16 protein-coding genes and 3 tRNA genes are annotated in these 25,911 nt (G+C 62.1%); 7 read left to right on the forward strand and 12 right to left on the reverse strand.

Features of this window, described 5'->3' with window-relative positions:
• Nucleotides 1-114: 114 nt before the first annotated feature.
• Nucleotides 115-1,752, reverse strand: coding sequence for an ABC transporter substrate-binding protein (locus ACNAOT_RS04430; protein WP_420180173.1), 1,638 nt, complete (start codon nt 1,750-1,752; stop codon nt 115-117).
• A gap of 325 nt (nt 1,753-2,077) precedes the next feature.
• On the opposite strand from ACNAOT_RS04430, the gene ACNAOT_RS04435 reads away from it, so the two are divergent.
• Nucleotides 2,078-2,806 carry a FadR/GntR family transcriptional regulator gene (locus ACNAOT_RS04435; protein ID WP_091465427.1) on the forward strand — a complete coding sequence of 243 codons (729 nt, stop codon included), beginning with the start codon at nt 2,078-2,080 and terminating at the stop codon, nt 2,804-2,806.
• Nucleotides 2,807-3,029: 223 nt separating this feature from the next.
• Here ACNAOT_RS04435 and ACNAOT_RS04440 read toward each other — a convergent pair.
• Nucleotides 3,030-3,103, reverse strand: a tRNA-Arg gene (locus ACNAOT_RS04440).
• Nucleotides 3,104-3,387: 284 nt separating this feature from the next.
• Here ACNAOT_RS04440 and ACNAOT_RS04445 point away from each other — a divergent pair.
• A complete protein-coding gene (locus ACNAOT_RS04445; protein ID WP_017198121.1) occupies nt 3,388-5,214 on the forward strand; it encodes a phosphoenolpyruvate carboxykinase (GTP) in 1,827 nt (608 codons plus the stop codon).
• A gap of 115 nt (nt 5,215-5,329) precedes the next feature.
• Here the strand turns inward: ACNAOT_RS04445 and ACNAOT_RS04450 are convergent, their stop codons facing one another.
• From ACNAOT_RS04450 to ACNAOT_RS04470, 5 genes are all read right to left on the reverse strand, one after another.
• A complete protein-coding gene (locus tag ACNAOT_RS04450; RefSeq protein ID WP_420180174.1) occupies nt 5,330-6,487 on the reverse strand; it encodes a globin domain-containing protein in 1,158 nt (385 codons plus the stop codon).
• Nucleotides 6,488-6,636: 149 nt separating this feature from the next.
• On the reverse strand, nt 6,637-7,107 hold the full coding sequence (locus ACNAOT_RS04455) for an RrF2 family transcriptional regulator (RefSeq protein ID WP_420180175.1): 471 nt from the start codon (nt 7,105-7,107) through the stop codon (nt 6,637-6,639).
• 22 nt (nt 7,108-7,129) lie between these two features.
• Nucleotides 7,130-7,585 (reverse strand): hypothetical protein, encoded by a 456-nt coding sequence (locus ACNAOT_RS04460; protein WP_420180176.1) that lies wholly within the window; start codon nt 7,583-7,585, stop codon nt 7,130-7,132.
• Complete coding sequence (locus tag ACNAOT_RS04465) at nt 7,582-8,499, reverse strand: hypothetical protein (protein ID WP_420180177.1); 918 nt, start codon at nt 8,497-8,499, stop codon at nt 7,582-7,584. The genes ACNAOT_RS04460 and ACNAOT_RS04465 overlap by 4 nt, the downstream gene beginning before the upstream one ends.
• 12 nt (nt 8,500-8,511) lie before the next feature.
• Nucleotides 8,512-9,930, reverse strand: coding sequence for a phosphomannomutase/phosphoglucomutase (locus ACNAOT_RS04470; protein WP_420180178.1), 1,419 nt, complete (start codon nt 9,928-9,930; stop codon nt 8,512-8,514).
• A 125-nt stretch (nt 9,931-10,055) separates the two neighbouring features.
• On the opposite strand from ACNAOT_RS04470, the gene ACNAOT_RS04475 reads away from it, so the two are divergent.
• Together ACNAOT_RS04475 and ACNAOT_RS04480 are read left to right on the forward strand one after the other, a co-directional pair.
• Entirely contained in the window at nt 10,056-12,221 is a 2,166-nt protein-coding gene (locus ACNAOT_RS04475; protein WP_420180179.1) for a RecQ family ATP-dependent DNA helicase, read from the forward strand.
• 143 nt (nt 12,222-12,364) lie between these two features.
• Nucleotides 12,365-13,795: an MFS transporter gene (locus tag ACNAOT_RS04480; RefSeq protein ID WP_420180180.1), complete on the forward strand. Its 1,431-nt coding sequence runs from the start codon at nt 12,365-12,367 to the stop codon at nt 13,793-13,795.
• A 37-nt stretch (nt 13,796-13,832) separates the two neighbouring features.
• On the opposite strand, the gene ACNAOT_RS04485 is transcribed toward ACNAOT_RS04480, so the two are convergent.
• Together ACNAOT_RS04485 and ACNAOT_RS04490 are read right to left on the reverse strand one after the other, a co-directional pair.
• A tRNA-Ser gene (locus tag ACNAOT_RS04485) sits at nt 13,833-13,920 on the reverse strand.
• 64 nt (nt 13,921-13,984) lie between these two features.
• Nucleotides 13,985-16,195, reverse strand: coding sequence for a prolyl oligopeptidase family serine peptidase (locus ACNAOT_RS04490; protein WP_420180181.1), 2,211 nt, complete (start codon nt 16,193-16,195; stop codon nt 13,985-13,987).
• 59 nt (nt 16,196-16,254) lie between these two features.
• Between ACNAOT_RS04490 and ACNAOT_RS04495 the strand changes: the two genes are divergently transcribed.
• On the forward strand, nt 16,255-18,204 hold the full coding sequence (locus tag ACNAOT_RS04495; RefSeq protein WP_420180182.1) for an FAD/NAD(P)-binding protein: 1,950 nt from the start codon (nt 16,255-16,257) through the stop codon (nt 18,202-18,204).
• Nucleotides 18,205-18,317: 113 nt separating this feature from the next.
• Here ACNAOT_RS04495 and ACNAOT_RS04500 read toward each other — a convergent pair whose 3' ends face one another.
• The 3 genes from ACNAOT_RS04500 to ACNAOT_RS04510 all read right to left on the reverse strand — a co-directional run bounded on the left by ACNAOT_RS04500 (nt 18,318) and on the right by ACNAOT_RS04510 (nt 24,126).
• Nucleotides 18,318-22,847, reverse strand: coding sequence for an ExeM/NucH family extracellular endonuclease (locus ACNAOT_RS04500; RefSeq protein ID WP_420180183.1), 4,530 nt, complete (start codon nt 22,845-22,847; stop codon nt 18,318-18,320).
• Nucleotides 22,848-23,037: 190 nt separating this feature from the next.
• Nucleotides 23,038-23,823 carry a VOC family protein gene (locus ACNAOT_RS04505; protein ID WP_420180184.1) on the reverse strand — a complete coding sequence of 262 codons (786 nt, stop codon included), beginning with the start codon at nt 23,821-23,823 and terminating at the stop codon, nt 23,038-23,040.
• A 215-nt stretch (nt 23,824-24,038) separates the two neighbouring features.
• A tRNA-Ser gene (locus ACNAOT_RS04510) sits at nt 24,039-24,126 on the reverse strand.
• 101 nt (nt 24,127-24,227) lie between these two features.
• Between ACNAOT_RS04510 and ACNAOT_RS04515 the strand changes: the two genes are divergently transcribed.
• Nucleotides 24,228-25,211 (forward strand): NAD(P)H-quinone oxidoreductase, encoded by a 984-nt coding sequence (locus tag ACNAOT_RS04515; RefSeq protein WP_420180185.1) that lies wholly within the window; start codon nt 24,228-24,230, stop codon nt 25,209-25,211.
• Nucleotides 25,212-25,259: 48 nt separating this feature from the next.
• Nucleotides 25,260-25,808, forward strand: a complete 549-nt coding sequence (locus ACNAOT_RS04520; protein ID WP_420180186.1) for a PadR family transcriptional regulator — start codon at nt 25,260-25,262, stop codon at nt 25,806-25,808.
• Nucleotides 25,809-25,911 lie beyond the last annotated feature (103 nt).

The following is a 25,911-nucleotide window of genomic DNA, read 5'->3' on the forward strand; positions in this document are numbered from 1 at the left end:
ATATCGTGACCAATTTGTTCTCCGGTTGGTTGGGTGCTGCTGGTTGTGGGGCCTGCTCTGCGCGTTATTCGGGGGATTTAGGCCGCAGAGCAGGCCTCACAACTCGAAGGGTGCTTAGGCGGTTCGTCCGACGTCGATGAACGACAGGCCGGTGGTGGGCAGAGGCTGGAAGCCGTTGAGTTTCTTCTCGTCCCACGCGCTGGGTAGCTGGCGGTGGAACACTGGATACAGCGGAACTTCGTCCGAGACCATATCCACAATTTCGCCGACGATCTTCTTTGCCTCGTCACCGGAAGCCTGCGAGCCCTTGTTCATGAGTTCCTGCAGCTTGGTGCGCTCAGGGGTGGTCCAGAACGCGCGCTTGTCCATCCACGTTGCGCCTGAGTAGAACCAGCTCAAAAGAAGGTCTGCATCGTTGCCGAACACCGAGGGATCGCCGGGGGCTGCCACCACGGAGAAGTCGCCCTTGCCAACGCGGTCGCTGTACAGGGCGCCGGACTGAAGGCTCTTGACGGTGACCTTGACGCCCGGGATCTTGTTCCAGGATTCGAGGATCAACGGGGCAACGTCCTTGACCCAGGCGGTGTCCGTGGTGAGGAGCTCGAACTCGAGGCTGGTGACCCCCGCCTGCTTCAGCAGTTCCTCAGCTTTGGAAGTATCGAAGCCGTAGACGTTCTTGGCCTTGACGTAGTCCGGGTGGCCTTCCTGGAAGTAGGAAGTCGCGGCCTTGGCGTTGCCGAACAGGGCCTTTTTGATGATGGATTCTTTGTCCATGCCGAAGTGCAAGGCCTGGCGGACAAGCTTGTTGTCGAACGGCGCCTTGGCGCAGTTGAACATGAGGAACAGCAGGCCGAAGGACTGGACGGATTCAACCTTGACCTTGGACTTCAGGCCGTCAACGTCCAGGTAAGGAACGTCCTCGATGGCTTGGACACGGCCGGACTGGACTGCGGTAACGCGGGCTGCGGCGTCGGAGAGCAGCAGCCAGGTCATGCCCTTGGCCAGTGCGGGTTTGGGGCCGTTGTAGTCGGCATATGCTTCGAAGACGATCTTGTCGTCCTTGACGGCGGAGACCAGCTTGTAGGGGCCGGAGCCGACAGGTGCGGCGTCGAACGCCTTCAGATCGGTGGCGAGTGCCTTGGGGACGATCTTGACCACCGAGATACGGGGACCGAAGCCCGGGAACGCGTACTTAAGGGTGAACTCGACCGTCTTCGCATCCAGCGGCTTGACGTCCTGGATGAAGGGGATGAACTGGGAGAACAAGGACTTGTTCGCCGGATCCATCACGCGGGTAAAGGCGAAAGCGACGTCTTCGGTGGTGACGGGGGAGCCGTCGTGGAACTTGGCGCCGTCGCGGATGGTCACCTGGTAGGTGGTGTCGTTGACCTTCTTGGGATCCGTAGCGGCCAGGGCGTTGTAGGGCTGACGCGTGGCCGGGTGGAGTTCAATAAGGCCCTCGAAGATGTGCAGGTTCGCTGCCATCGGTGTTGCTCCGGACGAGCTCAGGGGATCGAAGCCGGTGGACAGCGCGTAGGAAATGCCTGCCTCAATGATGAGGTCCTTGTTGATGGCCGCAGTGTTGGCGGTTGACCCTGTGGTGGTGCTGGCAGCGCCGCCGCACGCGGAGAGGGTTGCCGTGAAGGCGGCTGCTGCACCAACTGCGCCGCTTAGCTTCAGGAAGTTCCGGCGGCTGGCGTCGTTGACCAGCGGCAGGCTTTGGATCGTCTTGCTCATAAGGTGCCTCACCATTCGCATTTCGTGGGTTATCGGATGTAGGACGTCCGATGCTCGTAGTGAAACTGTAAGGGCGGTCACAACGGAACGTCAAGTATGAGAAGGCGATGCGGGTTCCGCCTGTGCGCGGGGAGTATTGACGGCTACGGCCGGTCCGTACGGGAAACCTCTGGGAATTCCCGGCTCGTAGCTATGACGGAGGTGGGACATCCGATATTGTATGCTGCGAGTTACCCGTTCCTTGGTGGGCACTACGCTCGCCTCAATATTAACACCGCACATGCTCCCCAACCTGGCCTTCGCCGGAGTACGGGGCAGGTGCATCGGCAAGGAGAAAGCCATGACAACTTCCGGTGTGGTCCCGCAGGCGCGGTTCAGTGCACAGGCCCGGCTGCGTGCCTTGCAGTCGGACATTATGGAATTGATCCTTGAGCGTGAGCTCGAGGCTGGCGATCCATTGCCCACGGAGAGTGAGCTCTCTGTCGCCCTGGGCGTAGGTCGAAACACTCTCCGCGAATCCCTCAAAGTGCTCCAGGCCCTTGGCGTGATTGAGATCCGCCACGGCTTCGGCATGTTTGTGGCGCCGAGCAACTTTGATGCATTGGCTGATGGGCTCACGTTCCGGGGGAGGCTTTCGCTTCGCCATCAGGGACTTGAAGCCCTCCAGCTGGTAGATGTACGCCAGGCTCTCGAATCCGGGCTGATTGGCTCTTCCATGGATGTCATGACCAAGGAACAGCTTGCCTCCATCGAGGAGGCCGTGAAGCAGATGGAAGATCTGGCTGCCGCTGGCGAGAACTTCGTCGCCGCCGATGCCGAGTTCCACCGCCGCCTTTTCGAACCTCTCAACAATGAACTCCTGATCAATCTCATGGGGGTCTTCTGGAAGGTCTACCGGAAGATCCACGTGGAGATCGGCCCGGGCAACGAGGACCTGGCAAAAACCGCTGCGATGCACCGCGGAATTTATGCGGCAGTTGCTGCCGGCGACAAGGTTTCGGCTTCTGAGCTGCTCAACCGGCACTTCGACGGCATCCGTCGCCGCATCAGCGAGGCCGTGGGGGAGTAAACGCTCCGCACTTTAACGTAAGGGACCGCCGTCGTACTTCTGTGAAAAGTACGACGGCGGTCCTTGCGTTTCTGCGTGCGGGTCACCTTCCGCTGCGCTTGCCCAAGTAGGTCGCAGTTAAGCGCGTTTTCAGCCCTCAAAACGCGCGGTGCTGCGACTTACTTGGGTACGTCAGGGCAAAACAAAAGACCCGCACCGGCGAACCGGTGCGGGTCTTCATCTGTGCGCCCAAAGGGATTCGAACCCCTGACCTTCTGTTCCGTAGACAGACGCTCTATCCAGCTGAGCTATGGGCGCATTTCGTGTGATTCTCGGCGGTCTGTTTCTCTGACCCCCTCGAACCTCAATAAACTTTACAGAAGTTCATGTGAAGTTCCAAATCGAAAAGCTGTAATCTACGCAACTAGACCGGTCTACGTGACCTTCGTCACTTTAATTCAGCCTTTCCGCTTGTCAATCCTTGATTTCTAGCGGTTTTCGCTTCCACCGCCTCCGGATGTCCGATGTCTGACAGCGGATTGGTCTGGTCCGCGGCCCCTATCGTTTAGGACACACCACTGAACCCGAGGAAGGGAACCGCAATGGGCGATCTGGCGCGACTGCCGCTGCTTGAGAAGGCACCTACTACGCATGCACGCCTGCTGGCCTGGGTTGAGGAAGTTGCCGAGCTGACTCAGCCGGACCGCATCCACTGGGTCGATGGCAGCGAAGCAGAAAACAAGAAGCTCACCGACGAACTCGTCGAGGCCGGCACGCTGAAGCGGCTGAACCCGGAAACGTTCCCGAATTCCTTCGCGGCGTTCTCTGACCCCGCCGACGTTGCCCGTGTAGAAGAGCAGACGTTCATTTGCTCCGAGAACGAGCGCGACGCAGGCTTCACCAACAACTGGATGGCCCCGGCCGAGATGAAGCAGAAGTTGCGCGGACTCTTCGCCGGCTCCATGCGCGGCCGCACCATGTACGTGATTCCGTTCGTTATGGGCCACTTGGATGCCGAGGACCCGAAGTTTGGCGTCGAGATCACCGACTCCGCCTACGTTGTTGCCTCAATGCGCATCATGGCCCGCATCGGTACGGACGTCCTGGACCGCATCACGCAGACCGACGCTTTCTTTGTTCCCGCCCTCCACTCGCTGGGCGCACCACTGGAAGCCGGGCAGGCCGACGTCGCGTGGCCTTGCAACACCGACAAGTGGATTGTGCACTTCCCCGAAGAGCGTTCCATTTGGTCCTTCGGTTCGGGCTACGGCGGCAACGCCCTTCTGGGCAAGAAGTGCTACGCGCTGCGCATCGCTTCGGTGATGGCCCGCGACGAAGGCTGGCTGGCTGAGCACATGCTCATCCTCAAGCTGACCTCCCCCGAGCAGAAGACCTACTACGTCTCCGCCGCTTTCCCGTCCGCCTGCGGCAAGACCAACCTCGCGTTGCTCGACCCCACCATCAAGGGCTGGAAGGTTGAGACGCTTGGCGATGACATCACCTGGATGCGTTTCGGCAAGGAAGGCGAGCTCCGCGCCGTCAACCCCGAAGCCGGCTTGTTCGGTGTTGCTCCGGGTACCGGCTGGGGCACCAACCCCAACGCCATGCGCGCCATCGCCAAGGGCAACAGCATCTTCACCAACGTTGCACTGACCGACGACGGTGGCGTTTGGTGGGAAGGCATGACGGAGGAAACCCCGGCACACCTGACTGACTGGCGCGGCGAGTCCTGGACTCCGGACTCGGACGCTCCTGCTGCGCACCCGAACTCGCGTTTCTGCACGCCGATCGACCAGATCGACATGTTGGCCGAAGAGTACTTCAGCCCGGAAGGCGTTGAGCTGTCCGCGATTCTGTTCGGTGGCCGCCGCAAGACCACCATCCCGCTGGTCACCGAGGCCCGCGACTGGTCAAACGGCATCTTCATGGGTTCCACGCTGTCCTCCGAAACCACGGCTGCGGCCGCCGGTGCTGTTGGCGTGGTCCGCCGCGACCCGATGGCCATGCTGCCGTTCATCGGCTACGACGCAGGTGACTACCTGAACCACTGGGTAAACCTGTCCGCCAAGGCCAACCCGGAGCGTCTGCCCAAGATCTTCCTGGTGAACTGGTTCCGTCGCACGGCTGAAGGCGGCTTCGCCTGGCCTGGTTTCGGAGACAACGCCCGTGTGCTCAAGTGGGCCATCGAGCGCCTCGAGGGCAAGGCTGACGCCGTGGAAACCCCGATCGGTTTCGTGCCGACCGGTGAATCCATCGATCTCGAGGGCCTGGACATGACCCCGGCCGAGGTTGAGTCGGCTGTTCGTGTCGACCCCGAGGAATGGGCAACCGAGCTGGCGTCCATCGAGGAATGGTTCGCCAACTTCGGCGAGTCGCTCCCGGCGGCGCTTCAGTCCGAACTGGATGGTCTCAAGACCCGTCTGGGCTAGACCTCTTAGGAACAACGGCGTTCTTAAGTGAACGACGACGGCCCGTCACCTTTCGAATGAAAGGTGGCGGGCCGCCGTCGTGCTTGGGGCTATTGTCCCCGTTGGAGTGCGTGCCCTAGTTGGCGAGCCACACGTCCGGGCCGAATACTTCGTAGTGGATCCGGGTAGCTGGAATTCCGGCATCAATGGCTTCATCGCGGATCTTCTTCATGAAGGGGAGGGGGCCGCAAAGGTAAAGCGAAGCGTCTGCGGGCATGTCCAGTTCACGCAGCGACATGAAGCCGTGGTTGGTTCCGGGGTAGGGAGACTCAAGCCAAAGCTGCAGGTCCGCGTCGATCCGCGCTGCGTCCGCGGTCATCTGGCCGCTGAGCGCCCAGTTCTCGATGCTCTTGTCGGCGTGAAGGACCAGGACCTGCCGATCCGTGCCCGTCTCAGCGAGCGACCGCAGAATGGAAGCGGTGGGGGTGCAGCCAATACCCGCAGAGGCCAGGATGACGGGGCCGTCACCGTTTCTGAGGGTTATCTCCCCGTACGGGTTTGAAATTTCGAGGATGTCACCGGGTTCGACGCCGGCGTGCAGGGCGGTGGACACCTCACCCCCGTCGTTCAGCTTGGTAGTAAAGGTCCGGCTCGTGCCCGTGTCACCGGACAGCGAATACTGGCGCACCTGGCGCAGGCCATCGGGAAGTTGGACCTTGACGCTGACGTACTGACCGGGTTCTGCCCGCGTAACCGGGGTGTCGTCTGCCGGTTCAAGGGTGAACGTCACCGCATCAGTGCCTGCGGGTTCCTTGCCGGTCACACGCCACGGCATCCACATTTTGTGGTTCGCCTGGGATGCGTAGAGGTCCTTTTCCAGTTTGATCAGTGCGTCTGCCATGAGCCAGTACACCTCTGTCCATGCATCAGCGATCTCCGGAGTGATGACGTCGGCCAAGTCGGCGGCGATGGCTGCAAAGAGGTGTTCGTAGACCACTCCGTACTGGTCCTCGGTGATTCCGAGGGAAGCGTGCTTGTGCGCAATGCGGGAAAGTACTTTTTCGGGGAGGGTGCCCGGATTGTTGATCAGGTGGGTCGCGAAGGTGGCGATACTCCCCGCAAGCGCCCGCTGCTGATCTCCGGAACGCTGGTTGGAGCGGCTGAAGAGTCCATCGAGCAACTCGGGGTGCGCGGCGAAGAGTCGATTGTAGAAGTCGACGGTGATCGTGCCGATCCGTGAACCAACCAGCGGCAGCGTGGCTTCAATGATGGGGCGGGACTTTTCCGAGAGCATGGTTCTCCTGGCTGTAGGCGTCGGTTTAATCGACCAAATATATAGGCATTTAGAATGCTTATATCTATATCCCAATTTCTACACTGCGTAGAAGAGTTCTGCAAGCCGGACAGAACCGGCTGTTGGAGGTGCTGTTGTGCCTGTTACGACTAAGACTGAGTGGCCGGGGCCCTGAACTGCGGCCGGAGCCCGATGGATTGGAACACGGGGTTCATTTGCCGGGCATGGGGGAGGGATGCGATAACCACGGCATCGAGCTCTGTGTAGAACGCTTCCCTGGCCCGGTTCATTGCGTGGCGCAGCCCGCACTCATTGATGAGAGGGCAGTTCTTGGTGGGGGATTGGCACTCAGCCGGATCCTGCCGACTGTCCAGATGCCTGAGGACTTCGCCAACAGTCGCCCTCCGACCGGTTTCATTGAGCCGGGAACCGCCCAACCGTCCCCGCTCAACATCGATGTATCCAAGTGCACGCAGGCGCACCATCGCCTTGCTGACATGGTTGTATGGGGTTCCCACGGCATCCGCCACCGCTTGGGTAGTCAGCAGCATGCCCTCTGGAGCCGCGGCCAACACCATGATTGCGCGGAGGCTGACATCTGCGAAGGCGTTGATTTTCATGGGCTCAGCTCACGGATAAGGTCTAGTCCACCCAGATGGATGGTTCGTGGGTATCGGGCTCCATGGCACTGAACGCGAAACCGTCCACTGCAGGAGTGTAGGGAATGATTGCTGCAAGGACTTCGCCATCCCTGTGCTCGGCTGCACCATGGATGCCGTCAGTACCATGGTCCGGCAAGCTGACGTCGCTCACAACAGCCACGGCTCTGAAATCATCACGGCCTTGACGCAGCAAATCATGGATGTCGGTCAGCATCTGCCCCGCATCCACGTCGCCATTCTCGTCCGGCTCGCCGGGGGCAATCATCACTATCCGCAGTTCACCATCGTTCGAGAGCGTGATGCCAAACGGGAAGAATCCGCCATTCTGCTGGATGTGCTTCTGGGCGGTCCCAAGCGCTGTGCCCAGCGTCTCGCGGAGTTCGCGGCCCTGGACTGATTCGCCTTCACCCGGCGCGCTGGTGGGCAGTTCGCTCATGCGGACCACACCCGTGCAGGAGTTGGCAGCACTGCTGTCTCGCCGAACGCGACAGTCCGGGACTGTTCGTCGACTTCGTAAGGCTTGAGAAGGAGCATCGAAAGACCTTCAGTGTGTTCGATGTGGAGCCTGAGAGCGTCAAGGGCAACGCCTTCGCCGTTACTGGGGGTGAGGCGGACATCGCTGATGACGCACGTACCCCGCAATGACTGAATCCCTTGGCGGAAACCGTCTGTCAATAACTGGAGGGACTCTTCCGAATCAACCTCGTCGTCCTCGGTGGGCTCTTGGTATGACATGTGGTGCGCGATCTCACCCGTGAGATCGGTAGTGACACCATACGGCGCCAACGAGCCGTTCTTCCCCAACTGATCCTGGCCGAAGGGTACGGCCGCTCCAACAAGATCGAAAACATCCTGGATGGCCTGCTCGGAGAGTCCCTCATGCCACCATTCCTCCGCAGGAGCGGCTCCGCCGGCCCATACGTAGGGCTCCTGGGCTTCCACCCGGGGGTCACTCATGGTGGGGTGCTTCATGAACTTCTTGCGGGTGAAGTCAACACGGATGATTTGGCTGATGCCACTGCGGTGTTCAGCCCACAAGTGGAGCGTGTCTTCGGTCTTACCCGCCTGCGGATCCAGTACAGCAACCATCGCGAGGAGGTTTTCGGCATGGCCCGAGAAGAGATCAATGGTCAGCTTCACTGACAGCAACGGGTCCGGGGGCATGGTCCCCTGAATTTCCTTGGGGACTTCGCCGCGGTGGATGGAGCCGTCAGTGTCGAGCATGAAGACGAACGGAGCAAAGCTCTTGTTGATTACCAACTGGGCGTCGGCCAGCTTAAGAGCCTCGGCCACGACTGCAGCCAATTCGGATTCGGGCGAGGTGCGAGCCTCGGACGGAATCTGCGTCATGCCGGCCCGTTCCTAGGCCCGAACCAGCGCAAGGACGCGGTCACGGATCTTCTCCATGGTTGCCTGGTCCTTGGCTTCGGCGTTCAGGCGGAGGAAGGGCTCAGTGTTGGACGGGCGAAGGTTGAACCACCAGCTGCCGTCCTTGGCATTGAACGTGCTGCCGTCCATGTGGTCGATGTCGATGTCCTCGGTTTCGAAATCGATTCGAACCCGCTCCACTGCACCGGCCTTGTCTTCGATCTCGGAGTTGATCTCGCCAGAGGAAACGTAAGGTTCGTATTGGCGTCCGAGTTCGGAGAGGGGGCCGTCTTGCTCACCCAAGGCAGCGAGGACGTGCATGGCGGCAAGCATGCCGGTGTCAGCGTTCCAGAAATCCCGGAAGTAGAAGTGTGCGGAGTGCTCACCGCCGAACACGGCACCTTCCTCGGCCATGACGGCCTTGATGAAGGAGTGCCCCACCCGGGTCCGCACAGCCCGGCCGCCATCCTTGGCTACGAGCTCGGGCACGGCCTTGGAGGTGAGGAGGTTGTGGATGATCACCGGGGTCTCTTCACCCGCGGCCTGGGCTCGGGCGATCTCCCGACGGGCCACCATGCCGGTGATAGCGGACGGGGAAACGGGCTCGCCCTTTTCATCAATGACGAAGCAGCGGTCCGCGTCGCCGTCGAAAGCGAGGCCGATGTCGGCGCCGTGCTTGACGACGGCGGCCTGGAGATCACGCAGGTTTTCCGGCTCCAAGGGGTTGGCCGGGTGGTTGGGGAACGAGCCGTCGAGTTCGAAATACAGGGGAACGATTTCGAAAGGCAGGGCCGGGAGGAGTTTGTCGCCGAGTACGGCCGGGGTGGTCAAACCAGCCATGCCGTTGCCAGCATCGACCACGATCTTCAGTGGACGGGAGCCGGAAAGGTCCACGAGCTTCCGCAGGTACTCGGAGTAGTCCTTCAGAACGTCATGGACGCCGATCTCGCCTCTGGTGGCTGCCGCCGGGATAATGCCGGTGTTCAGGTACTGCTCAGCGAGGGCCTGGATTTCCTTGAGCCCGCTCTCCGAAGAGATGGGCTGGGCGCCGGCCTTGGCCATCTTGATCCCGTTATAAGCAGCCGGGTTGTGACTTGCGGTAAACGTTGCGCCGGCAGCGTTCAGGGCCCCGCATGCATAGTAGAGCTCGTCGGTTGAGATGAGGTCCAGCAACTGGACATTCGCGCCACGCGTGGCTGCCCCGTTGGCAAAGGCTTGGCTGAACTCCGGAGAGGAGGGACGCATGTCGCCGCCAACCAGTACCGTTTCACCCTCCAAGCCCAGGACGTCGATGAAGGCAGCGCCAACGGCCTCGACGATTTCAGCCGTGATGGTTTCACCCACGATGCCCCGGACGTCGTACGCCTTGAAGGAAGCCGAGAGGTCGAATGTCTTGTTCTGCTCGCTAGTCACGGGCTCAATCCTACTGTGGCAAGGCAGTTGGGGTTGAACTTGAATAGATGACCTGTGGATAGCCGTTATCCACATAGCGGGACACCCAGGTTCTGGCTGTCAGGGTCGGCTGGAATACTGGGTTGATGGCCAACAACTCCCCAAACGCTGCCGTTACCGTGCAATCACCTACCCATCAGCAGGCGCTGGCGTGCCTTCGTGAGTTGGTGGGCCACCCGGAAGCGCGGTTCCACGACGGACAGTATGAAGCCATTGAGGCGTTGGTGGATGCGGGCCGCCGGGCGCTGGTAGTCCAGCGCACAGGTTGGGGGAAGTCTGCGGTTTACTTCGTGGCTTCATTGCTGTTGCGCCGCCGCGGCGCCGGTCCAACGCTGATTGTGTCGCCGTTGCTTGCGCTCATGCGTGACCAAGTGGCCGCAGCTGCCCGTGCAGGGGTGCGGGCTGTCGCCATAAACTCCGCCAATGCCCTGGAATGGGACACGGTCGTGGCCCAGCTCGCCGCGGATGAGGTTGATGTCCTTCTGGTTTCCCCGGAGCGGCTCACCAACCCCTCCTTCAGGGAGAACCAGCTTCCGGAGCTCATTCGTCGCACCGGGCTCCTGGTGATTGACGAGGCACACTGTATCTCGGACTGGGGACACGATTTCCGCCCCGATTACCGCCGCATCGCGGACCTCATTGCACAGTTGCCAAAGTCAGTTCCCGTTTTGGCCACCACAGCCACGGCCAATTCCAGGGTGGTCCATGACATTGAGGAACAACTTGGTGCCGGAGTCTTGACCATACGTGGCGCACTCGGGCGCGAATCGCTGCGGCTAGGTGTCCTTACCCTGCCCGATTCCAGGGATCGGCTGGGCTGGCTGCTGACACACCTCACCGACATGCCCGGCAGTGGCATCATCTACACCCTGACCGTCTCGGCGGCCGAAGACACTGCACGGCTTCTTGCGGAGGCCGGGCACAACGTCCTGTCCTACACGGGGAGGACGGACCCTGCGGACCGGGAACGTGCTGAACAACTGTTGAAGGACAACCAAGTGAAGGCCCTCGTGGCCACGTCCGCCCTGGGTATGGGGTTTGATAAGCCGGACCTGGGCTTCGTCATCCACCTTGGTGCTCCATCGTCACCGGTTGCCTACTACCAACAGGTTGGCCGCGCAGGCCGTGGTGCAGCCAACGCAGACGTTTTGCTGCTGCCGGGCTCCGAAGACCGCGAAATTTGGCAGTACTTCGCCACAGCATCCATGCCGTCGGCCGAGAAGGCCGAGTCTGTGCTGAGGGTGCTTGGGGAAGCAGGCTCAGCCCTGTCCACCGTCGCGCTGGAAGCCAGAGTGGACCTTCGGCGCACGCCATTGGAACTCCTCCTCAAAGTCCTGGCAGTTGATGGGGCCGTAGAGCGCGTTGGAGGCGGTTGGCGATCCACCGGGAAGCCGTGGAACTATGACGCCGAGCGCTATGCCCGCATCGCCGAGGCCCGTGTGGATGAGCAGGATTCCATGGTGATCTACCAGGACACGGCCGGCTGCCGCATGGAATACATCACCTCGGTTTTGGACGACGAAACGGCAGCAGCTTGTGGACGCTGCGACAACTGCGCCGGCCGCTGGTTCCCGGTGGACGTGGCAGCGTCGGCGGCCGACGCCGCAGGCCAAACTCTCCGGCGTGCGGGCATAGCCGTGGAGCCGCGCCTTCAGTGGCCCAGTGGCATGGATCGACTCGGTGTGTCCGTCAAGGGAAAGATCAAGCCCGACGAGAGCGTTTCCGAAGGGCGGATCCTGGCAAGGCTTACCGACTTGGGCTGGGGCGGTGCTTTACGGGAGCTGTTCGCGTCCGGGGCACCGGATCGCGACGTGGATCCTGCCATGCTGCAGGCATGCGTCCAGGTACTCCGCGAATGGTCCGGAGCCGAGGGCGGAACTCCGTGGAGCGGCGTCGGACGACCCGCGGCGGTCATCAGTATCCCGTCCCGGAGCAAGCCGCAGCTGGTCGAGTCCTTGGCACAGGGAATTGCCGGAATAGGACGGATGCCGTATCTCGGCCAGCTGCAGCCACAGCACGGAGGGCCGACGGGGGCACGCGGAGGCAACAGTGCTTACAGGCTGGCCGGTGTCTGGGACAGGCTTGTTGTTGGTCCAGAACTTGCCCAGGCCTTGGCGGGCACGGGAGGGCAGCCTGTGTTGCTGGTGGACGACCTCATAGACAGCCGCTGGACCATGACCGTATCTGCACGTGCCTTGCGCCAAGCCGGCGTGGGCGCGGTTCTGCCGCTGGCGCTGGCCCAAGCTGGATAGGGCCGTCCCGCAGGCCAGCGCAAGCAGCTAAGGGGCGGTAGAACTACGTCATGTTGTGATCGCTCCCACCCTGCGTCTATAGGATCAAGCAAACACGCCTGCTTGCCTGTCGCGGGCCACCAGCCAGAACTTGGACCGGAGCCATGAGCACAAAACCCACCGCCGACGTCGAAGCTGCCGGCGAAACCAGTTGGCGGCCCCGCCTGGCCCTGTTGGTGGCGGCAACGTTTTTCATGGAGTTCCTCGACGGGACCATCCTCACCACTGCCATTCCCAGCATCGCCTCCGATTTCCGGGTAGCGCCAGCAGACATCAACATCACCATGACCGCCTATTTGGTGACGGTGGCGATGGGGATTCCTTTGAGCAGTTGGCTTGCCGAGCGCTTCGGTGCCAGGCGGATCTTCTGCCTGGCGATATCGGTGTTCACCATCGCCTCCCTGCTTTGCGCCGTCAGCACGGACCTGACCATGCTGACGCTGAGCCGCGTGGCCCAAGGCATGGGCGGAGCCATGATGGTTCCGGTTGGCACGCTGGTGGTGTTGAGGGGCACCCCCAAGTCGGAGCTTCTCCGCGCCACCGCGTATCTTGTGTGGCCTGGCTTGTTGGCCCCGGTCTTGGCCCCGATGGTGGGTGGTGCTCTCACCACCTTCCTGTCATGGCACTGGATCTTCATCATCAACGTCCCTCTCGGTCTGGCCGCTTTCATTGCTGCACTCAGGCTGGTACCGCGAACACAGTTTGATGCCCGGCGTCGACTGGACTGGTTCGGGCTGCTGCTCACCACACTGGGCGTGGGCGCCCTGGTAGTTGGGCTGGAGACCTTGGGAGGCCACGCGTCCAATGTGTTTGCCGTGGCGGTGGTTGCTGCCGGGTTACTGTCCCTGGCCGGTGCCGTGTGGTGGATGCGGAAAGCCGGGGTTCCCCTGTTCAATCTCAGCGTCTTTGGGACGAGGACTTTCAGGGCGACTTCCACCGGTGGTTTCATTTACCGGCTGACCATCAGCTCGGTCCCTTTCCTGCTGCCTTTGATGTTCCAGGACGGCTTTGGTTGGGATCCCCTCAAAGCCGGAGTCATGGTCGCCGCAGTGTTCGTGGGCAACATCGGAATCAAGCCGGCCACCACGCCGCTCATAAGGCGCTTTGGGTTCAAACCGGTGCTCGTCTTTGCATCGTTTGCCTCAGCCGTCACATTCGCGTTGTGCGCCTTCCTGGACGCCCGAACACCCGAGCCACTGATATTCGCATTGTTGCTGTTCAGTGGTGCGTTCCGCTCCATCGGTTTCTCCGCGTATGCCTCGGTGCAGTACGCGGACATCGTCCCGGGACAGCTGCCCTCAGCCAACGCTATTTCTGCGACGCTCGTTCAGTTGGCGGCGGCGGCAGGCATCGCCGTGGGTGCCCTGTTCCTGCGCCTGTTCGAAACCACCCAGGTGTTCGGGGCAGACCAAGTGGCGGCCTACAAGGGCGCGTTCATTGCCATGGCCCTCCTGATGCTGATCAGCACGGGGGATAGCCTTGCCCTCCATCGTCATGCCGGGGCGGAGGTCAGCGGCGGAGTGAAGCGGGCTTAACGCAAAAGGTCCCGGTTCGAAAACCGGGACCTATTCGCGGAGACGGGGGGATTTGAACCCCCGGTGGAGTTGTGCCCCACACTTCATTAGCAGTGAAGCCCATTCGGCCGCTCTGGCACGTCTCCCTTTGCTATTGCTAGCCCACCAAGGATACGCAGAAGGTGCCGTCTAGCGCAAAACAGCTTCATGTCAGTTGCTTCCGGCCAAGGAACGCCACAGGAAGTGGTTGCTCCGGGCCTGGAGCGCTGCCGCCTGCCTGTTGTCGGAGGCGCCCGCGTGACCGCCTTCAAGAGCTTCATGGAACCAGACGTTCGGGATGCCCATGGCCTGCATGCGCGCCGCCATTTTGCGGGCTTGGACAGGTCCCACACGGTCATCGGAGGTGGCTGTCCAAATGAAAGTCTCAGGGTATTCCACACCGTCGTGTAGCAAGTGGTACGGCGAGAAAGTGCGGATGAACTCCCACTGGACCGGAACATCAGGGTCACCGTATTCGGCGATCCAAGAGTATCCGGCGGAGAGCTTGGTGTAGCGGCGCATGTCCAGGAGGGGCACCCCGCAGGAAACAGCCCCGAACAGTTCCGGGTACTGGGTCAGCATGTTGCCCACCAGGAGGCCGCCGTTGGAACCGCCTACGCAGCCGAGTCGACGGCGGCTGGTGACGCCTCGCGAGATGAGGTCCTTCGCCACGGCGGCGAAGTCCTCGTATGCACGGTGCCGGTTCTCCTGAAGTGCTGCACGGTGCCAGGACGGACCGTATTCGCCACCGCCGCGGATGTTGGCAACAACGAAAACACCACCGCGTGAGTGTGCGGCAGCTCCGTCGTCGGAGGATACGCCCAGGGTGCGGCGTTCCAGCCAGGCCCGCCCGATTGTTCCGCTGTAGGCCGGTGTCCTGGAAACTTCGAACCCGCCATAGCCGGAAAGCTGGGTGGGGTTTTGGCCGTCCAAGACCAAGTCCTTGGACGCAACCTGGAAGTAGGGAACCTTGGTCCCATCGTCAGAAACAGCGAAGTGCTGCTGGACTTCGTAGTCGGCCTCGTTGAAGAACGACGGCGACCGCTTCACCTCGGCGTGCCGGCTCGCCGCCCCGGCAACAAGTGTCCCCCTGGTCAGGGTGGTGGGCGTGGTGAAGCCGGTGGCCACCAGCCAGAAGTCGTTGCCTTCAGCGCCAGGGTCTTCGTCATCCACGGCATAGGCATTGACGTCATGCAGTGGAGGGCAGGCGTCCAGGACGGTGGAGGCCCAGCCGCCTTCAGAATCGGGACGGGCCGGGTCCAACACTCGGATTTCGGAAGACACATCGCGCAGGAGGTTCAGCAGGAGGTAGTCCTTGGTCCAGCTCCACGACTGCAGCGACGTGTGGGCATCCGGCGTGAACAGGACCAACAATGACCGGGAACCCGCCAGGTAAGACTCGAAGTCCGCGGCCAGCAAGGACCCGGCAGGGTAGAGAACACCGGCAACATCCCAGTCCTTCTGCGGACGGAACAGCAGCCAATCCCGGTGGGCGCTGATGTTCACATCCGTGGGGACATCGATGACCACCCAGGAGTCGTCACGCAGCAGCGACGTACTCCGGTTATAGAAGTCGATGTAGTCCACGGCGAAGGTCCGCTCATAGCCCGGGGTGGAATCGTGGGCCACCATGGCCAACATGTGGTCCTCGGGGATTTCGAAGAGGCGCTCTGCCTGGGCCAGCGATTGGCCGCGGCGCAGCTTCACCCCGGTGCGGGCATAGGAGGACGTAGTTGCTGGGAGCCCATCCGCCGTGCTGGACACAAGCAAAGTGTCGGCATCCAGCCAGCTGACGTTGCCTTTGGCTGTCGGCACGTCAAAGCCACCCTCCACGAAGGTGCGGGACTCGACGTCGAACTCGCGGTGGCGGTCAGCGTCGCCGCCATCGGGGGAGAGCGAAACCATGGCCAGGCGGTACTCGGAGCCGTCGGCAGGACGGAGGAAGCCGACACCATGGAAGACCCACTCAACGCCTTCGGCAGCGGCAAGGGCGTCGATATCCAGCAGGACGTCCCACTCCGGCTCCTCAGTGAGGTAGCTTTCCCACGTAGTCCGACGCCACAGGCCCTTGGGATGTTCCTGGTCTTTCCAGAAGTTGTAGTAGAAATCGCCGCGTTTGGAGACCATAGCGATGCGATCGTTGGAGTCGAGGACCTCCAGGATGCCAGCCTCAACGGCCGCGTACTCGGCGTCCTCCAGTAACTCCTCGGTGCGGGCATTCTGCTCGCGGACCCACGCCAGCTGCTCTTCGCCGTGGATGTTTTCAAGCCAAACGTTTTCATCCGTCGGCTCAGGCGCGACGTCCGCTGCATGCCGCGGGCCGGGGGCCGGCGCGGTCTCATTCTCGGGAAGTGGCGACTGATCAGCTTCTGTGGTGGTCATCGCCCCATCCAAGCAACACTCTTCAACAGTAAGCAAGTCACAGGAAGTTAGGCTTGAGCGTGGCTAAATCGCAAACCAACCGTGTTGCCCTGATCGGGGCCGGCCCTCGGGGCACCAGTGTCCTTGAGCGGTTGCTCGCGAACTGGTCTGCGGACAGGCCGCCAGGAACCACCCTTCTCATCGATGTTGTGGACCCTTATCCGGCCGGGTCCGGTCATGTGTGGCAGCCGGAGCAGTCACGCCTCTACTTGATGAACACCCAATCGTTCTATCCCACCCTCATTCCTGAGGATCCTCAACTCGCCCCACCGCTCGCGGGTGGTTCGTTCGATCAGTGGCGCGAGGCCCGGCGTCGTGACGGCATGGGACTGAACGATGCCGAGAAAGCGGAACTGGCCACCCTGGAATCGCACGACTTCCCCAGCCGCGCGCTGTACGGGCGGTACCTGCGCCAAACTTTGGCAGGGCTGCTCGAAAGGCTTCCCGACGGCGTCGAGGTCACCTTTCATGAGGCGCTCGCCGTCGCCGCGCAGCCTGTGAAGGGCGAAAAGGATGAGGGGTTCGACGTCGAACTCGACAACGGCGAGACGCTCACCGTCGGTTCCGTGGTCCTCGCTCTGGGCCACATTGAGTCCAGGTTGAACCCGGAGCAGCGGTCCTTCAAGAGCGCCGCGGAGGAGCAGGGCCTGAGGTACTTCCCGCCCGCACCGCCTGCCGATGTTGATTGGCAGGCCGTGCCTGACAACGAACCCGTGCTGGTCCGAGGCATGGGTCTGAACTTCTTCGATGTCATGGGCCAGTTGACGGAGGGGCGCGGCGGTAAGTTCGTCGAGGCTGGTACGCCCGGCACGGGTATCCTCGAGTACCGGGCTTCGGGCCGGGAGCCCAGGATCATTGCAGCGTCCCGCAGGGGCACCCCTTACCGCGCGAAGGCTGGGTTGGCGGGTTATTACCCCAGCAGCATCACCATGCGCTACCTGACAGAAGACGCCGTGGACCGCTTCCGTGCGGCCGGTATCCAGCCGGGGTTCGATCATGACCTCTGGCCGTTGCTTCACCGGGATGCACTTTGGGCCTATTACTCAACACTTGCGCGGTCCCAGCCCGCCGCGATCAAGGACCCCGCACAGTTCCTCGCCGACCTTGAGGATGCGCTCCAACCGCATGCGCACACCACCGCGAACTGGGAAGTCGAAGTGGGAAACGTCGTGGAAAAACACGTCGTCACCTCCCGCCGGCTGAACCTGAGGGGGCTCGCGGCGCCGCTCGCTGGGCGAACCTTTGCTTCCCGGCGCGAGCTCGACGCCGCCATCACGGCTTACCTTGATGATGATGCCCGACGATCAGCGCTGGGCGAGGCGGACCCTGTCAAGATGGCGATCGGTGCCCTCCACACCGGGCGGGCGATCCTCAAATCCGTAGTGGCGGACGGGGGAATCACCGATGAATCGTGGCTGGGTGGTTTGCGCGGCTGGTTCGAGTCTTTTGTTGAAGGCCTGGCAAGCGGTGCGCCTGCACTGAGATCGGAGCAGTTGGCCGCTTTGGCGCGTGCCGGCGTCGTGAGTTTCGTGGGACCGGACCCGAAGTTCAGCGTGGACCGTGGAGCCAGGGTGTTCCGGGCGGTTTCGCCGTGGGTCCACGACGCTCCGGTTGAAGCAAGGACTCTTGTGGAGGCGATGTCGCCAGCCAACAGGGTGGGCATCAACCTGTCACCCCTTCTGGAACAGCTCATGGCCGATGGGCTGGTGCGCACCAAGATCATGATGAGTGTTGAAGGCACGCCCATGCAGACCACCGGCCTTGACGTTAAACCGCATCCTTACAGGCCTCTGGCGGCGAATGGTTCCATCACCAGGAACTTGTATGTCCTGGGCCTCCAACTGTCTGCGTCGCAGTGGGGGACAGCCATTGCCGCTGAGGCCCGTCCGCGCACCGGACCTGCCTACGCGAGCGGCCAGAGAACGCTCCGCGATGCCGATGAGATAGCGCGCAGCATTCTTGGCCGGTGACGCACACCAGCTTGGCCGGAAACCGCCAGCAAGTCAGAAAACGCAGGGCCCCTCACGAAGAAGATCGTGAGGGGCCCCGCTGTTGCTTCCGGCAGGCCGGATGGCTCAGGGGGTTAGCCCCTCAGGCACCTCTGATACTCCACCCACGCAGAGGCGTATCGGAGCCATCCTGCGATGTCGTACCACTTGGACGGCTTGGTAGGCGCGGTGCACTGCGGCGGGTTCGGACCGCTCTCAGCCACTGTCACCAAGGCCTTCACCACGGTTCCACTTTCGACGGCGGTGAGCACCACTGTGCCGGTGCCTGCAGCCGCCGCGGCGGGAACCTTAAGGTCCACTGTGGCGGCCCCTGAGGTCACGGGGACGGAGCCGAGCGCCACGGCGGCGCCCTTAGCGTCCACGAAGACGGCGTTCAGCGTTGCGTTGGCGGGGCTGCCGATGGAGGTGAGGTTCAGTTTGGTGACGGCCAGGGTAATGGAGTCGCCGGCTTTGACCTCAGCCGCTGTGGTGTTGGCCACGGCAACGGAACGGCGTGCGAAGTCCGGTGAAACAGGATTGTGTTCGCGCAGGTACTTGATCCACGCATCGCGGTCCACCAGGCCTGTGTCCTTTGTGTCCGTGCCCTCCTTGAAGATCCGGAAATTGCCACCGCCGGTAGCCAGGAAGCTGAACGTCCCGATCCTGTACTGCTTGGCAGGGTCGATCACAGCGCCGTTGACCCAAATACCGGTGATGCGGTCACCAGCCGGGCGGGCGGCGTCATGGGTGTAGTTGACGTTCTTGGACACTCCAAGCTGCTGGTACGGGCGGCTGGGGATGGTCCCGTCAGCATTTGTCTGCCACTGCTGTTCCAGGAGTGTCTTGAACTGCGCACCTGTGAGGGAGGTGGTCCAGAGGTTGTTCACGAAAGGCAGGACCGCGTTGGCCTCGGCGTAAGTGATGGTGCCGTCCGGCGCGTAGTACAGCTCGTTACGCAGCCCGCCGGGGTTCACGACGCCGATCTCCGCGGAACCCAGTTCGGGCGCCTTGAGCGTATCCACCAGGGAGTCCGCCACCAGGTTGCCAAGCGTGGATTCGTTCGCGCGATCGTCCCGTTTGGGGGCACCGCCGGCAGGATCCGGGGTGAAGGCTGTGGTGATATCAGCGGTCACTGCGCCCACCGGCTGATTGCCGATGACGGCAGCCTCGGCGAGTGCCTTGTCCACGATGGTCTTCACAGTAGCCACCCGTGGGTAGGCAGCGACGAGGCTTTCAGCGGTTTCTGTTGTCCGGTCCACGATGGCGGCCTTGTAAGCAGTGACTGATTTGCTTGCGGTATCCACGGTGAGGGTCACGCTGCCCACGTTCTCGCCGTAGTTGCCGGTCTGTACGATGGGTCGGGTCTTGCCGGTCGGCTGGCCGTTGGCGTCCAGTACCGGGGCGTCCCAGGCGTACTCCTTGTGCGTGTGACCCGTGAAGATCGCGGCGACGTCAGGAGTGGTTTCGTTGACCAGCTTCGCGAAGGGTCCGCCGGCTGCAACTTCCTGCTCCAACGTGGCGCCCTCAGGCGTTCCTGAAGCAGCTCCGTCGTGGTTTTCCACGATGATGAGGTCGGCCAGGTTTTCGGCTTTGATCTTCGCGGCCACCCGGTTGATGGCTTTCACAGGGTCGCCGAACTCAAGGTCGGTAATGCCGGCCGGCGTCACCAGGGAGGGAACTTCCTGCGTGACAGTACCGATCACTGCCACCCGCATGCCGTTCATGTCCAGGACCTTGTACTCCGGCAGGACCGGCGTTGTGGTGCCCTTCTGGTAGACATTCGCACCCAGATAGGCGAACTTCGCGTTGGCACCTCCGGCTGCGACGCGGTCGCGCAGGTCCGCCCAGCCGCCGTCGAACTCGTGGTTGCCCACTGCCGAAGCCTGCAGCTCGAGCGCGTTCAGGACGTCGATGGTTGGCTGGTCCTTGGCTACCGAAGAAGCGAAGAGGGAAGCGCCGATGTTGTCACCGGCGGAAATGAAAGCGGTAGCGCCGGGGGCAGCTGCAGCGCGGAGCTTCTCAACCGTTCCGGCGAAGAGGACTGTGTTGGAGTCGATCCGGCCGTGGAAGTCGTTGATACCCAGGAACTGCAAGTCAACTGTCGCCGGCTGGTCAGCAGTAAGGTTCAGGCCCACCACCACAGGATCGTGGTCGCTGGCCCGGAACTCGTCCCCGGCATAGTAGTTGGTCACATTGTTGTTATACCTGCTGTACTCCAGCGCGACGGACTCCACGGAGTTGATGTTCCAGATGTCGGTTCCGGTGACCACTTTGTGTGCGGCCGGGGAAGCCAGGATGTGGTCCAGGGAGCCCACCATGCCGCCGAAGAGGTAGGAGTGCTTGCCTGTACCCGCCTCGAGGTCGGTGTATCCGGCTGTGGTGAGGACGTTGATGGGGTCTTCCTTGGCGTAGGCGTTGAAGTCGCCGATCAGGAAGACCTTGTCCGTGCCCTTGGAGGCCTGGAGGTCCTTGGAGAACGCGAGGAGTGATTCAGCCTGCTTGGTGCGGGCAATGTTCGAGGCGCCCTGGCCCTTGTCCGTGTCATCCGGGGTGGCGGCGGAGCCCTTGGACTTGAAATGGTTCACGATCGCGATGAACTTCTTGTCATCGTCTCCGCCAACCGGCTTGAAGAGCTGTGCGAGGGGCTTGCGCGCACTGGCAAAGGCCACGGTGTCGTTGTGGATGATGGACTCACCCACGGGCTCGGCCACTGCCTTCTTGTAGATGAATGCAGTGCGAATCATGTCCTCGTCGCTGAGCGGGGGAGCGTTGGCAGGTGTGCGCACATAGTCCCAGACTCCGGGGGTCTTGACGTTGAGGGCATCCACCAGCTTGGAGAGGGCGTCGTCGCGGTTCTTGCCGAACTGCGCGGAGTTTTCGATCTCTTCAAGGGATACGACGTCGGCGCCGGACTTGGTGATGGCAGCGACGATCTTGCTTTGCTGGCGCTCGAAATTCTCGGCGTTGGCAGCACCGCGGGCATTGCAGCCTTCCTTGACCGTGATGGGGTTGCCGTCTCGGTCGGTGTAAAAGACGCAGCCGGCGAGCTGGTCGCCTGTGGTGGGGAAGTAGTTCAGTACGTTGAAGGATGCCAGCTTGAGGTTGCCCCCTACATCCGCAGGACCTTCAGGCCTGGTCGCGGTGAAGCTGGCAGGCTGAACTGACTCAGCATTGGCCGCGGTCAGGGCGGTAAGTGGCTGGAACTTCCAGGAGTTGTTGCCGTAGCCCAGGATGACGTCGGTCCGGAACTGCGCCGGGGAGCCAACGCGTACAGGATCCGACGTGGTCAGGTACGGCAACTGCTGGGCTTTGGTGGTGGCGTCCTTGAGGAAGTTGGTGGACGCGCCGTCGTCGAGCTTGATGCCGCGCAGAGCGTTATCCGCCACCACAGCGGCGTACTCCGCCGAACCGTAGCTGGCTACCGCCGTCGGCTGCACCAACGGTGACTTGCCGGCCGCGAGGCCGATCTCGCCGTACTGGTTCAGGGAGTAGTTGTCCGTGACCGTAAAGTCACCTTGGGGAGCCAGGAGCATGCCCTCCAGGCTTTCCCGTGCGGCCTCATTTGCGGGCAGCGCGAACGGTGTGGACTTCACCTCCGGCGCCGCTTCGGTAAGCTTCTGCAACCCTGCCGCCTCAACGGTGAGCTGGGTTTGGCTGGCGAACTCGCTGACGACACCGGTGAGTTGCACGTAGTCGCCGGGCTGGACCGCCGACGTCGTTGACGGTGAATAGACGAACAAAGCGTCCGACGCCGTCCTCGCCGCCCCCGCGCTTTCACCGCCGCTTCCTGCGGTCTGCACGTAGTAGCCGTTGAAGCCGCCGGTTGCGTAGACAGCGGTGACCTTGCCGTTGGTGGTCACGGTGCTGCCAACAAACGGACTGGCCGTACCGGTGCCCTGGATCTCGGCAATGGTCTTGACGCCGGGCTCCGGCTGGGGGTCAACCGGCGGGGTTCCGCCACCGTTGGAGGCAGTGGGGGTGATGGTTGCGCTGAGGCTGAAGTCAGCGGCGTTGGAGTCGGTGTCCACACCATTGGCGCGGTTCAAGCTTTCGACGTCCGCGTTGCTGGTAGGTGCGGTGGCAGCGGCAGTCTCAAAGGTGTTGGAGCTGCCATAGCCCAAGAGGTCAGCGATGGCGGCGTTGCCCGTCACCGACCCCGCCGGAAGCGGAGAGACAGCAGTGGCCTGCTTGGCCAGGACGAGTGTTCCAGTGGTTCCGCTGGGATTCAGCGTTCCTGTGGCCTGCACATCGGCCGCGGGAAGCGCCGGTGCCGTGGAAGTCCCGCTGTTGGTGGCACCCTGGACCAGGAAATACCCCTTCGCGGGAATGCTTCCCGTCAGGGGAGTGATTCCTGTGGGTGCTGCTGTGGCCGTGGCTGCCCGGTATTGCAGCGACCAGCCCGCCAAGCTGACCGGTGCGTCCGAGGAATTGTAAAGTTCAACGAACTTGTTCTTGAAGGCGGCACCGCTGCTACCACCGCTGAGATAGGCCTCGTTGATCACCACCGGGGAAGGGCCGACGGCGAGCTCATCAGCTGCAAAGGCCGGCGCGGCCGTCAACGGGGCGGTGATTAACCCAGCCGACAGGACAGTGCCCGCCAAGGATTTCCAATGCATAAGTTTCATCCGCTCGAACTTTCATCAGTGAGCCCTGTGGGGCTCCGTGAATGGCGCCCACTGTCTTATGAAGTGGGCGGGTACCGGAAGTTACTCCCGGGTAAAGCTGCCTCGGGCCTAGCTGAACACGAACGGATGAATAGAGGGTTGACCCTGGGTCAACAATGAGGGTCCGGACAAGGACCCGGAAAGCGGCCGATTAGGCGGTCTGCCCCGAGTCCTGAATGACCTTGAAAACAGCTCCCGTGGGGTCGGACAACGTGGCCAAACGCCCGAACGGTGTGTCCTCGGCGGGCTGCATGACCGTGGCACCGAGGGCCGAGGCCTGCTCCACGGCGGCATCCGTATCCTCCACCGCGAAGTAAACGCTCCACATGGAGGGGACCTGTTCGGGCAGGAATCCGGAAGCGTCCATGATGCCTGCCTTGGCGTCGTCGCCGGCGCCGAGGGTCGTATAACGGAACTCGGGAGTATCGCTCATGACCTCCGTGTCCCAGCCGAAGACACGCTGGTAGAACGTGACTGCGGAATCGTAATCCTTGGCCAGTAGTTCATGCCAAGCGGGAGCTCCTGCCTCCGCCGCGATCTCGTAGCCCTTCATTTCACCGAACTGCCAGGCGCCTATAGCGGCGCCTGAGGCATCCCCGTACATGGCCATGCTGCCTTGCTCAGGGACCTCCATGGGTTCCAGGAACACCTGGCCGCCATTGGCGGCAGCGGCCTCAGTGGTCGCCTTGATGTCATCCGTGCGGAGGTAAGTGGACCAAACGTCCGGCATGGCTCCCATGTCCGCCTGCTTCTCCATGATGCCCGCGACCATCCGGCCGTCCTTGGAAGCCGTGATGTAGCCGCCGTACTTCTCCTGGTCTCCGGTTTCATAGGTCCAGCCGAAAAGAGCCGTGTAAAAGGCCTTGGCCTTCTCCGTATCGGACGTCATGAGGTCAATCCAGCAGGGGGAACCGGGAGTGATATCAGGCTTGGGCATAGGTGAGGCTCCTGTTGTTATTCCGCAGCCAAAGCTGCGGCCGATGTCAGCGGGGTGGCGACAGTCAGAACACTATGCGGGGCCTCTGACACTTTCAATGATCTTCCGGGTGTCAGTTCTCAGTTCCGGGCGACTTCGCCGCAGACACGCGTCCGCGGGGCTGGCTCCAAGAGACAAAAATGCCCCGGGTCCTGGAACCCGGGGCATTTCATTCGCGGAAGGTAAGGGATTTGAACCCTTGGTACGGGGTTACCGCACACTGGTTTTCAAGACCAGCTCCTTAGGCCGCTCGGACAACCTTCCTCGCCTAGTAGTGTTTCATAGGGAGTTGGCTGTTCCAAAACATCACGTATTCCAGCCCCTGCCCCGGGTCTGGAAAACACGCAAGAAACCGGGAGTTCTTCATGAAAGCCGTCTACATCTCAGAGCCAGGCGGACCCGAAGTCCTCGAAGTCCGTGAGGTCCCGTCACCAGTGCCGGGCGAGGGCGAGGTCCTGATTGACGTGGTGGCTGCGGGTTTGAACCGCGCCGACGTCCAGCAGCGGCGCGGCTTCTACCCGCCGCCCCCGGGAGCATCGGAAGTTCCCGGACTGGAAGTCTCCGGCCGCATTTCGGCTTTCGGCCCCGGCGTAACCAAAGCGTTCTCCGTCGGCGACAAAGTCGTGGCACTGTTGTCCGGCGGTGGCTACGCCCAGCAGGTCGCCGTTCCGGCGGAGCAGGTACTCCGTATTCCTGAAGGCGTGGACTTGGTTACAGCCGCTGCCCTGCCCGAAGTTGCCGCCACCGTGTACTCGAACCTGATCATGACCGCACAGCTGCAACCCGGCGAGACTGTACTCATCCATGGCGCCACCGGTGGCATCGGCACCATGGCTATTCAACTGGCCAAAGCCTATGGCGCGAAGGTGGCCACCACGGCCGGCACTGATGAGAAGGTCGGCACCGCCAAGGCCTTCCTCGGTGCCGATATCGCCATCAACTACACCGAAGAAGACTTCGCTGAAAGCCTCAAGGCGCACAACGGAGGCAAAGGCGCCGACGTGATCCTCGACGTCGTCGGTGCCAAATATCTGCAACAGAACGTCGAGGCGCTCGCCGAGTACGGACGACTCATCGTCATCGGCCTGCAAGGCGGAACAAAAGCGGAGCTCAACTTGGGTCTGCTCCTCAGCAAGAGGGCAGCCGTTATCGGAACAGCCCTCCGGCCGCGACCGGTCGCCGAGAAGGGAATCATCATGTCCGCCGTGCGCGAGTTCGTGTGGCCCATGCTCACCGACGGCAGGATCAGGCCCCTCGTTGCCAAGTCCTTCCCCTTGGAGAATGTTCGGGAAGCGCACGAGTACTTCGACTCCGGGGAGCATGTGGGCAAGGTCCTCCTGCTCCTCTGATCCGCCGGTTCAACTGTATTTATCCGCCCAACTGCAGCGAGGAGCCATATGTCCATCCGGCACAGCCTGCTGGCCCTGCTCCAGGACCAGCCGCGGTACGGCTATGAGCTGCGAGTCGAGTTCGAGGACCGTACCGGTGCCGCCTGGCCGTTGAACATCGGCCAGGTTTATACAACCCTGGACAGGCTTGAGCGCGACGGTTTAGTCAGCAAGGACGGCGACGACGGCGGCGGGCACGTCGTCTACAGCATCACTGACGCGGGGGCTGAGGAAGTTGAGGCCTGGTTCGCTGGTGCAGTGGACCGGGGCAATCCTCCAAGGAACGAAATTGCCATCAAGCTGGCGCTCGCAGTGACGCTTCCTGACGTGGATACTTCTGCGGTGATCCAGTCCCAACGCGAGGTCTCGGTCAAGGCTCTGCAAGAGCATACGCAGGCGAGAAAGGCCGTCTCCGCCAACCAAAGATCGTCGGATACTGCTTGGCTACTGGTGCTCGATTCTTTGATTTTCCAGGCAGAGGCGGAAGTTCGCTGGTTGGATCTCTGCGAGGCCCGCATGGTGCAAGGGCGCGGGAACGACGGGCGCGGCGTCGGTTAGACACCGCTGGTCGCACGATAGCTACCGTTCACCGCAGCCAATCCATGCTGCGGTGAGTTTCGCCACGCACCAGGGAACCTCTTTGCTAGCTTGCCCGTGACGC

Source organism: Paenarthrobacter sp. TA1.8 (assembly GCF_048595705.1).
Lineage (GTDB): Bacteria > Actinomycetota > Actinomycetes > Actinomycetales > Micrococcaceae > Arthrobacter > Arthrobacter nitroguajacolicus.

What these genes read in the sequence shown, in the direction of transcription:
- ACNAOT_RS04430 (WP_420180173.1), bottom strand. Translation starts at nt 1,752, where the DNA reads ATGGTGAGGCACCTTATGAGCAAGACGATCCAAAGCCTGCCGCTGGTC.
- ACNAOT_RS04445 (WP_017198121.1), top strand. Translation starts at nt 3,388, where the DNA reads ATGGGCGATCTGGCGCGACTGCCGCTGCTTGAGAAGGCACCTACTACG.
- ACNAOT_RS04435 (WP_091465427.1), top strand. Translation starts at nt 2,078, where the DNA reads ATGACAACTTCCGGTGTGGTCCCGCAGGCGCGGTTCAGTGCACAGGCC.
- ACNAOT_RS04455 (WP_420180175.1), bottom strand. Translation starts at nt 7,107, where the DNA reads ATGAAAATCAACGCCTTCGCAGATGTCAGCCTCCGCGCAATCATGGTG.
- ACNAOT_RS04450 (WP_420180174.1), bottom strand. Translation starts at nt 6,487, where the DNA reads ATGCTCTCGGAAAAGTCCCGCCCCATCATTGAAGCCACGCTGCCGCTG.
- ACNAOT_RS04505 (WP_420180184.1), bottom strand. Translation starts at nt 23,823, where the DNA reads ATGCCCAAGCCTGATATCACTCCCGGTTCCCCCTGCTGGATTGACCTC.
- ACNAOT_RS04500 (WP_420180183.1), bottom strand. Translation starts at nt 22,847, where the DNA reads ATGAAACTTATGCATTGGAAATCCTTGGCGGGCACTGTCCTGTCGGCT.
- ACNAOT_RS04515 (WP_420180185.1), top strand. Translation starts at nt 24,228, where the DNA reads ATGAAAGCCGTCTACATCTCAGAGCCAGGCGGACCCGAAGTCCTCGAA.
- ACNAOT_RS04520 (WP_420180186.1), top strand. Translation starts at nt 25,260, where the DNA reads ATGTCCATCCGGCACAGCCTGCTGGCCCTGCTCCAGGACCAGCCGCGG.
- ACNAOT_RS04460 (WP_420180176.1), bottom strand. Translation starts at nt 7,585, where the DNA reads ATGAGCGAACTGCCCACCAGCGCGCCGGGTGAAGGCGAATCAGTCCAG.
- ACNAOT_RS04475 (WP_420180179.1), top strand. Translation starts at nt 10,056, where the DNA reads ATGGCCAACAACTCCCCAAACGCTGCCGTTACCGTGCAATCACCTACC.
- ACNAOT_RS04480 (WP_420180180.1), top strand. Translation starts at nt 12,365, where the DNA reads ATGAGCACAAAACCCACCGCCGACGTCGAAGCTGCCGGCGAAACCAGT.
- ACNAOT_RS04490 (WP_420180181.1), bottom strand. Translation starts at nt 16,195, where the DNA reads ATGACCACCACAGAAGCTGATCAGTCGCCACTTCCCGAGAATGAGACC.
- ACNAOT_RS04465 (WP_420180177.1), bottom strand. Translation starts at nt 8,499, where the DNA reads ATGACGCAGATTCCGTCCGAGGCTCGCACCTCGCCCGAATCCGAATTG.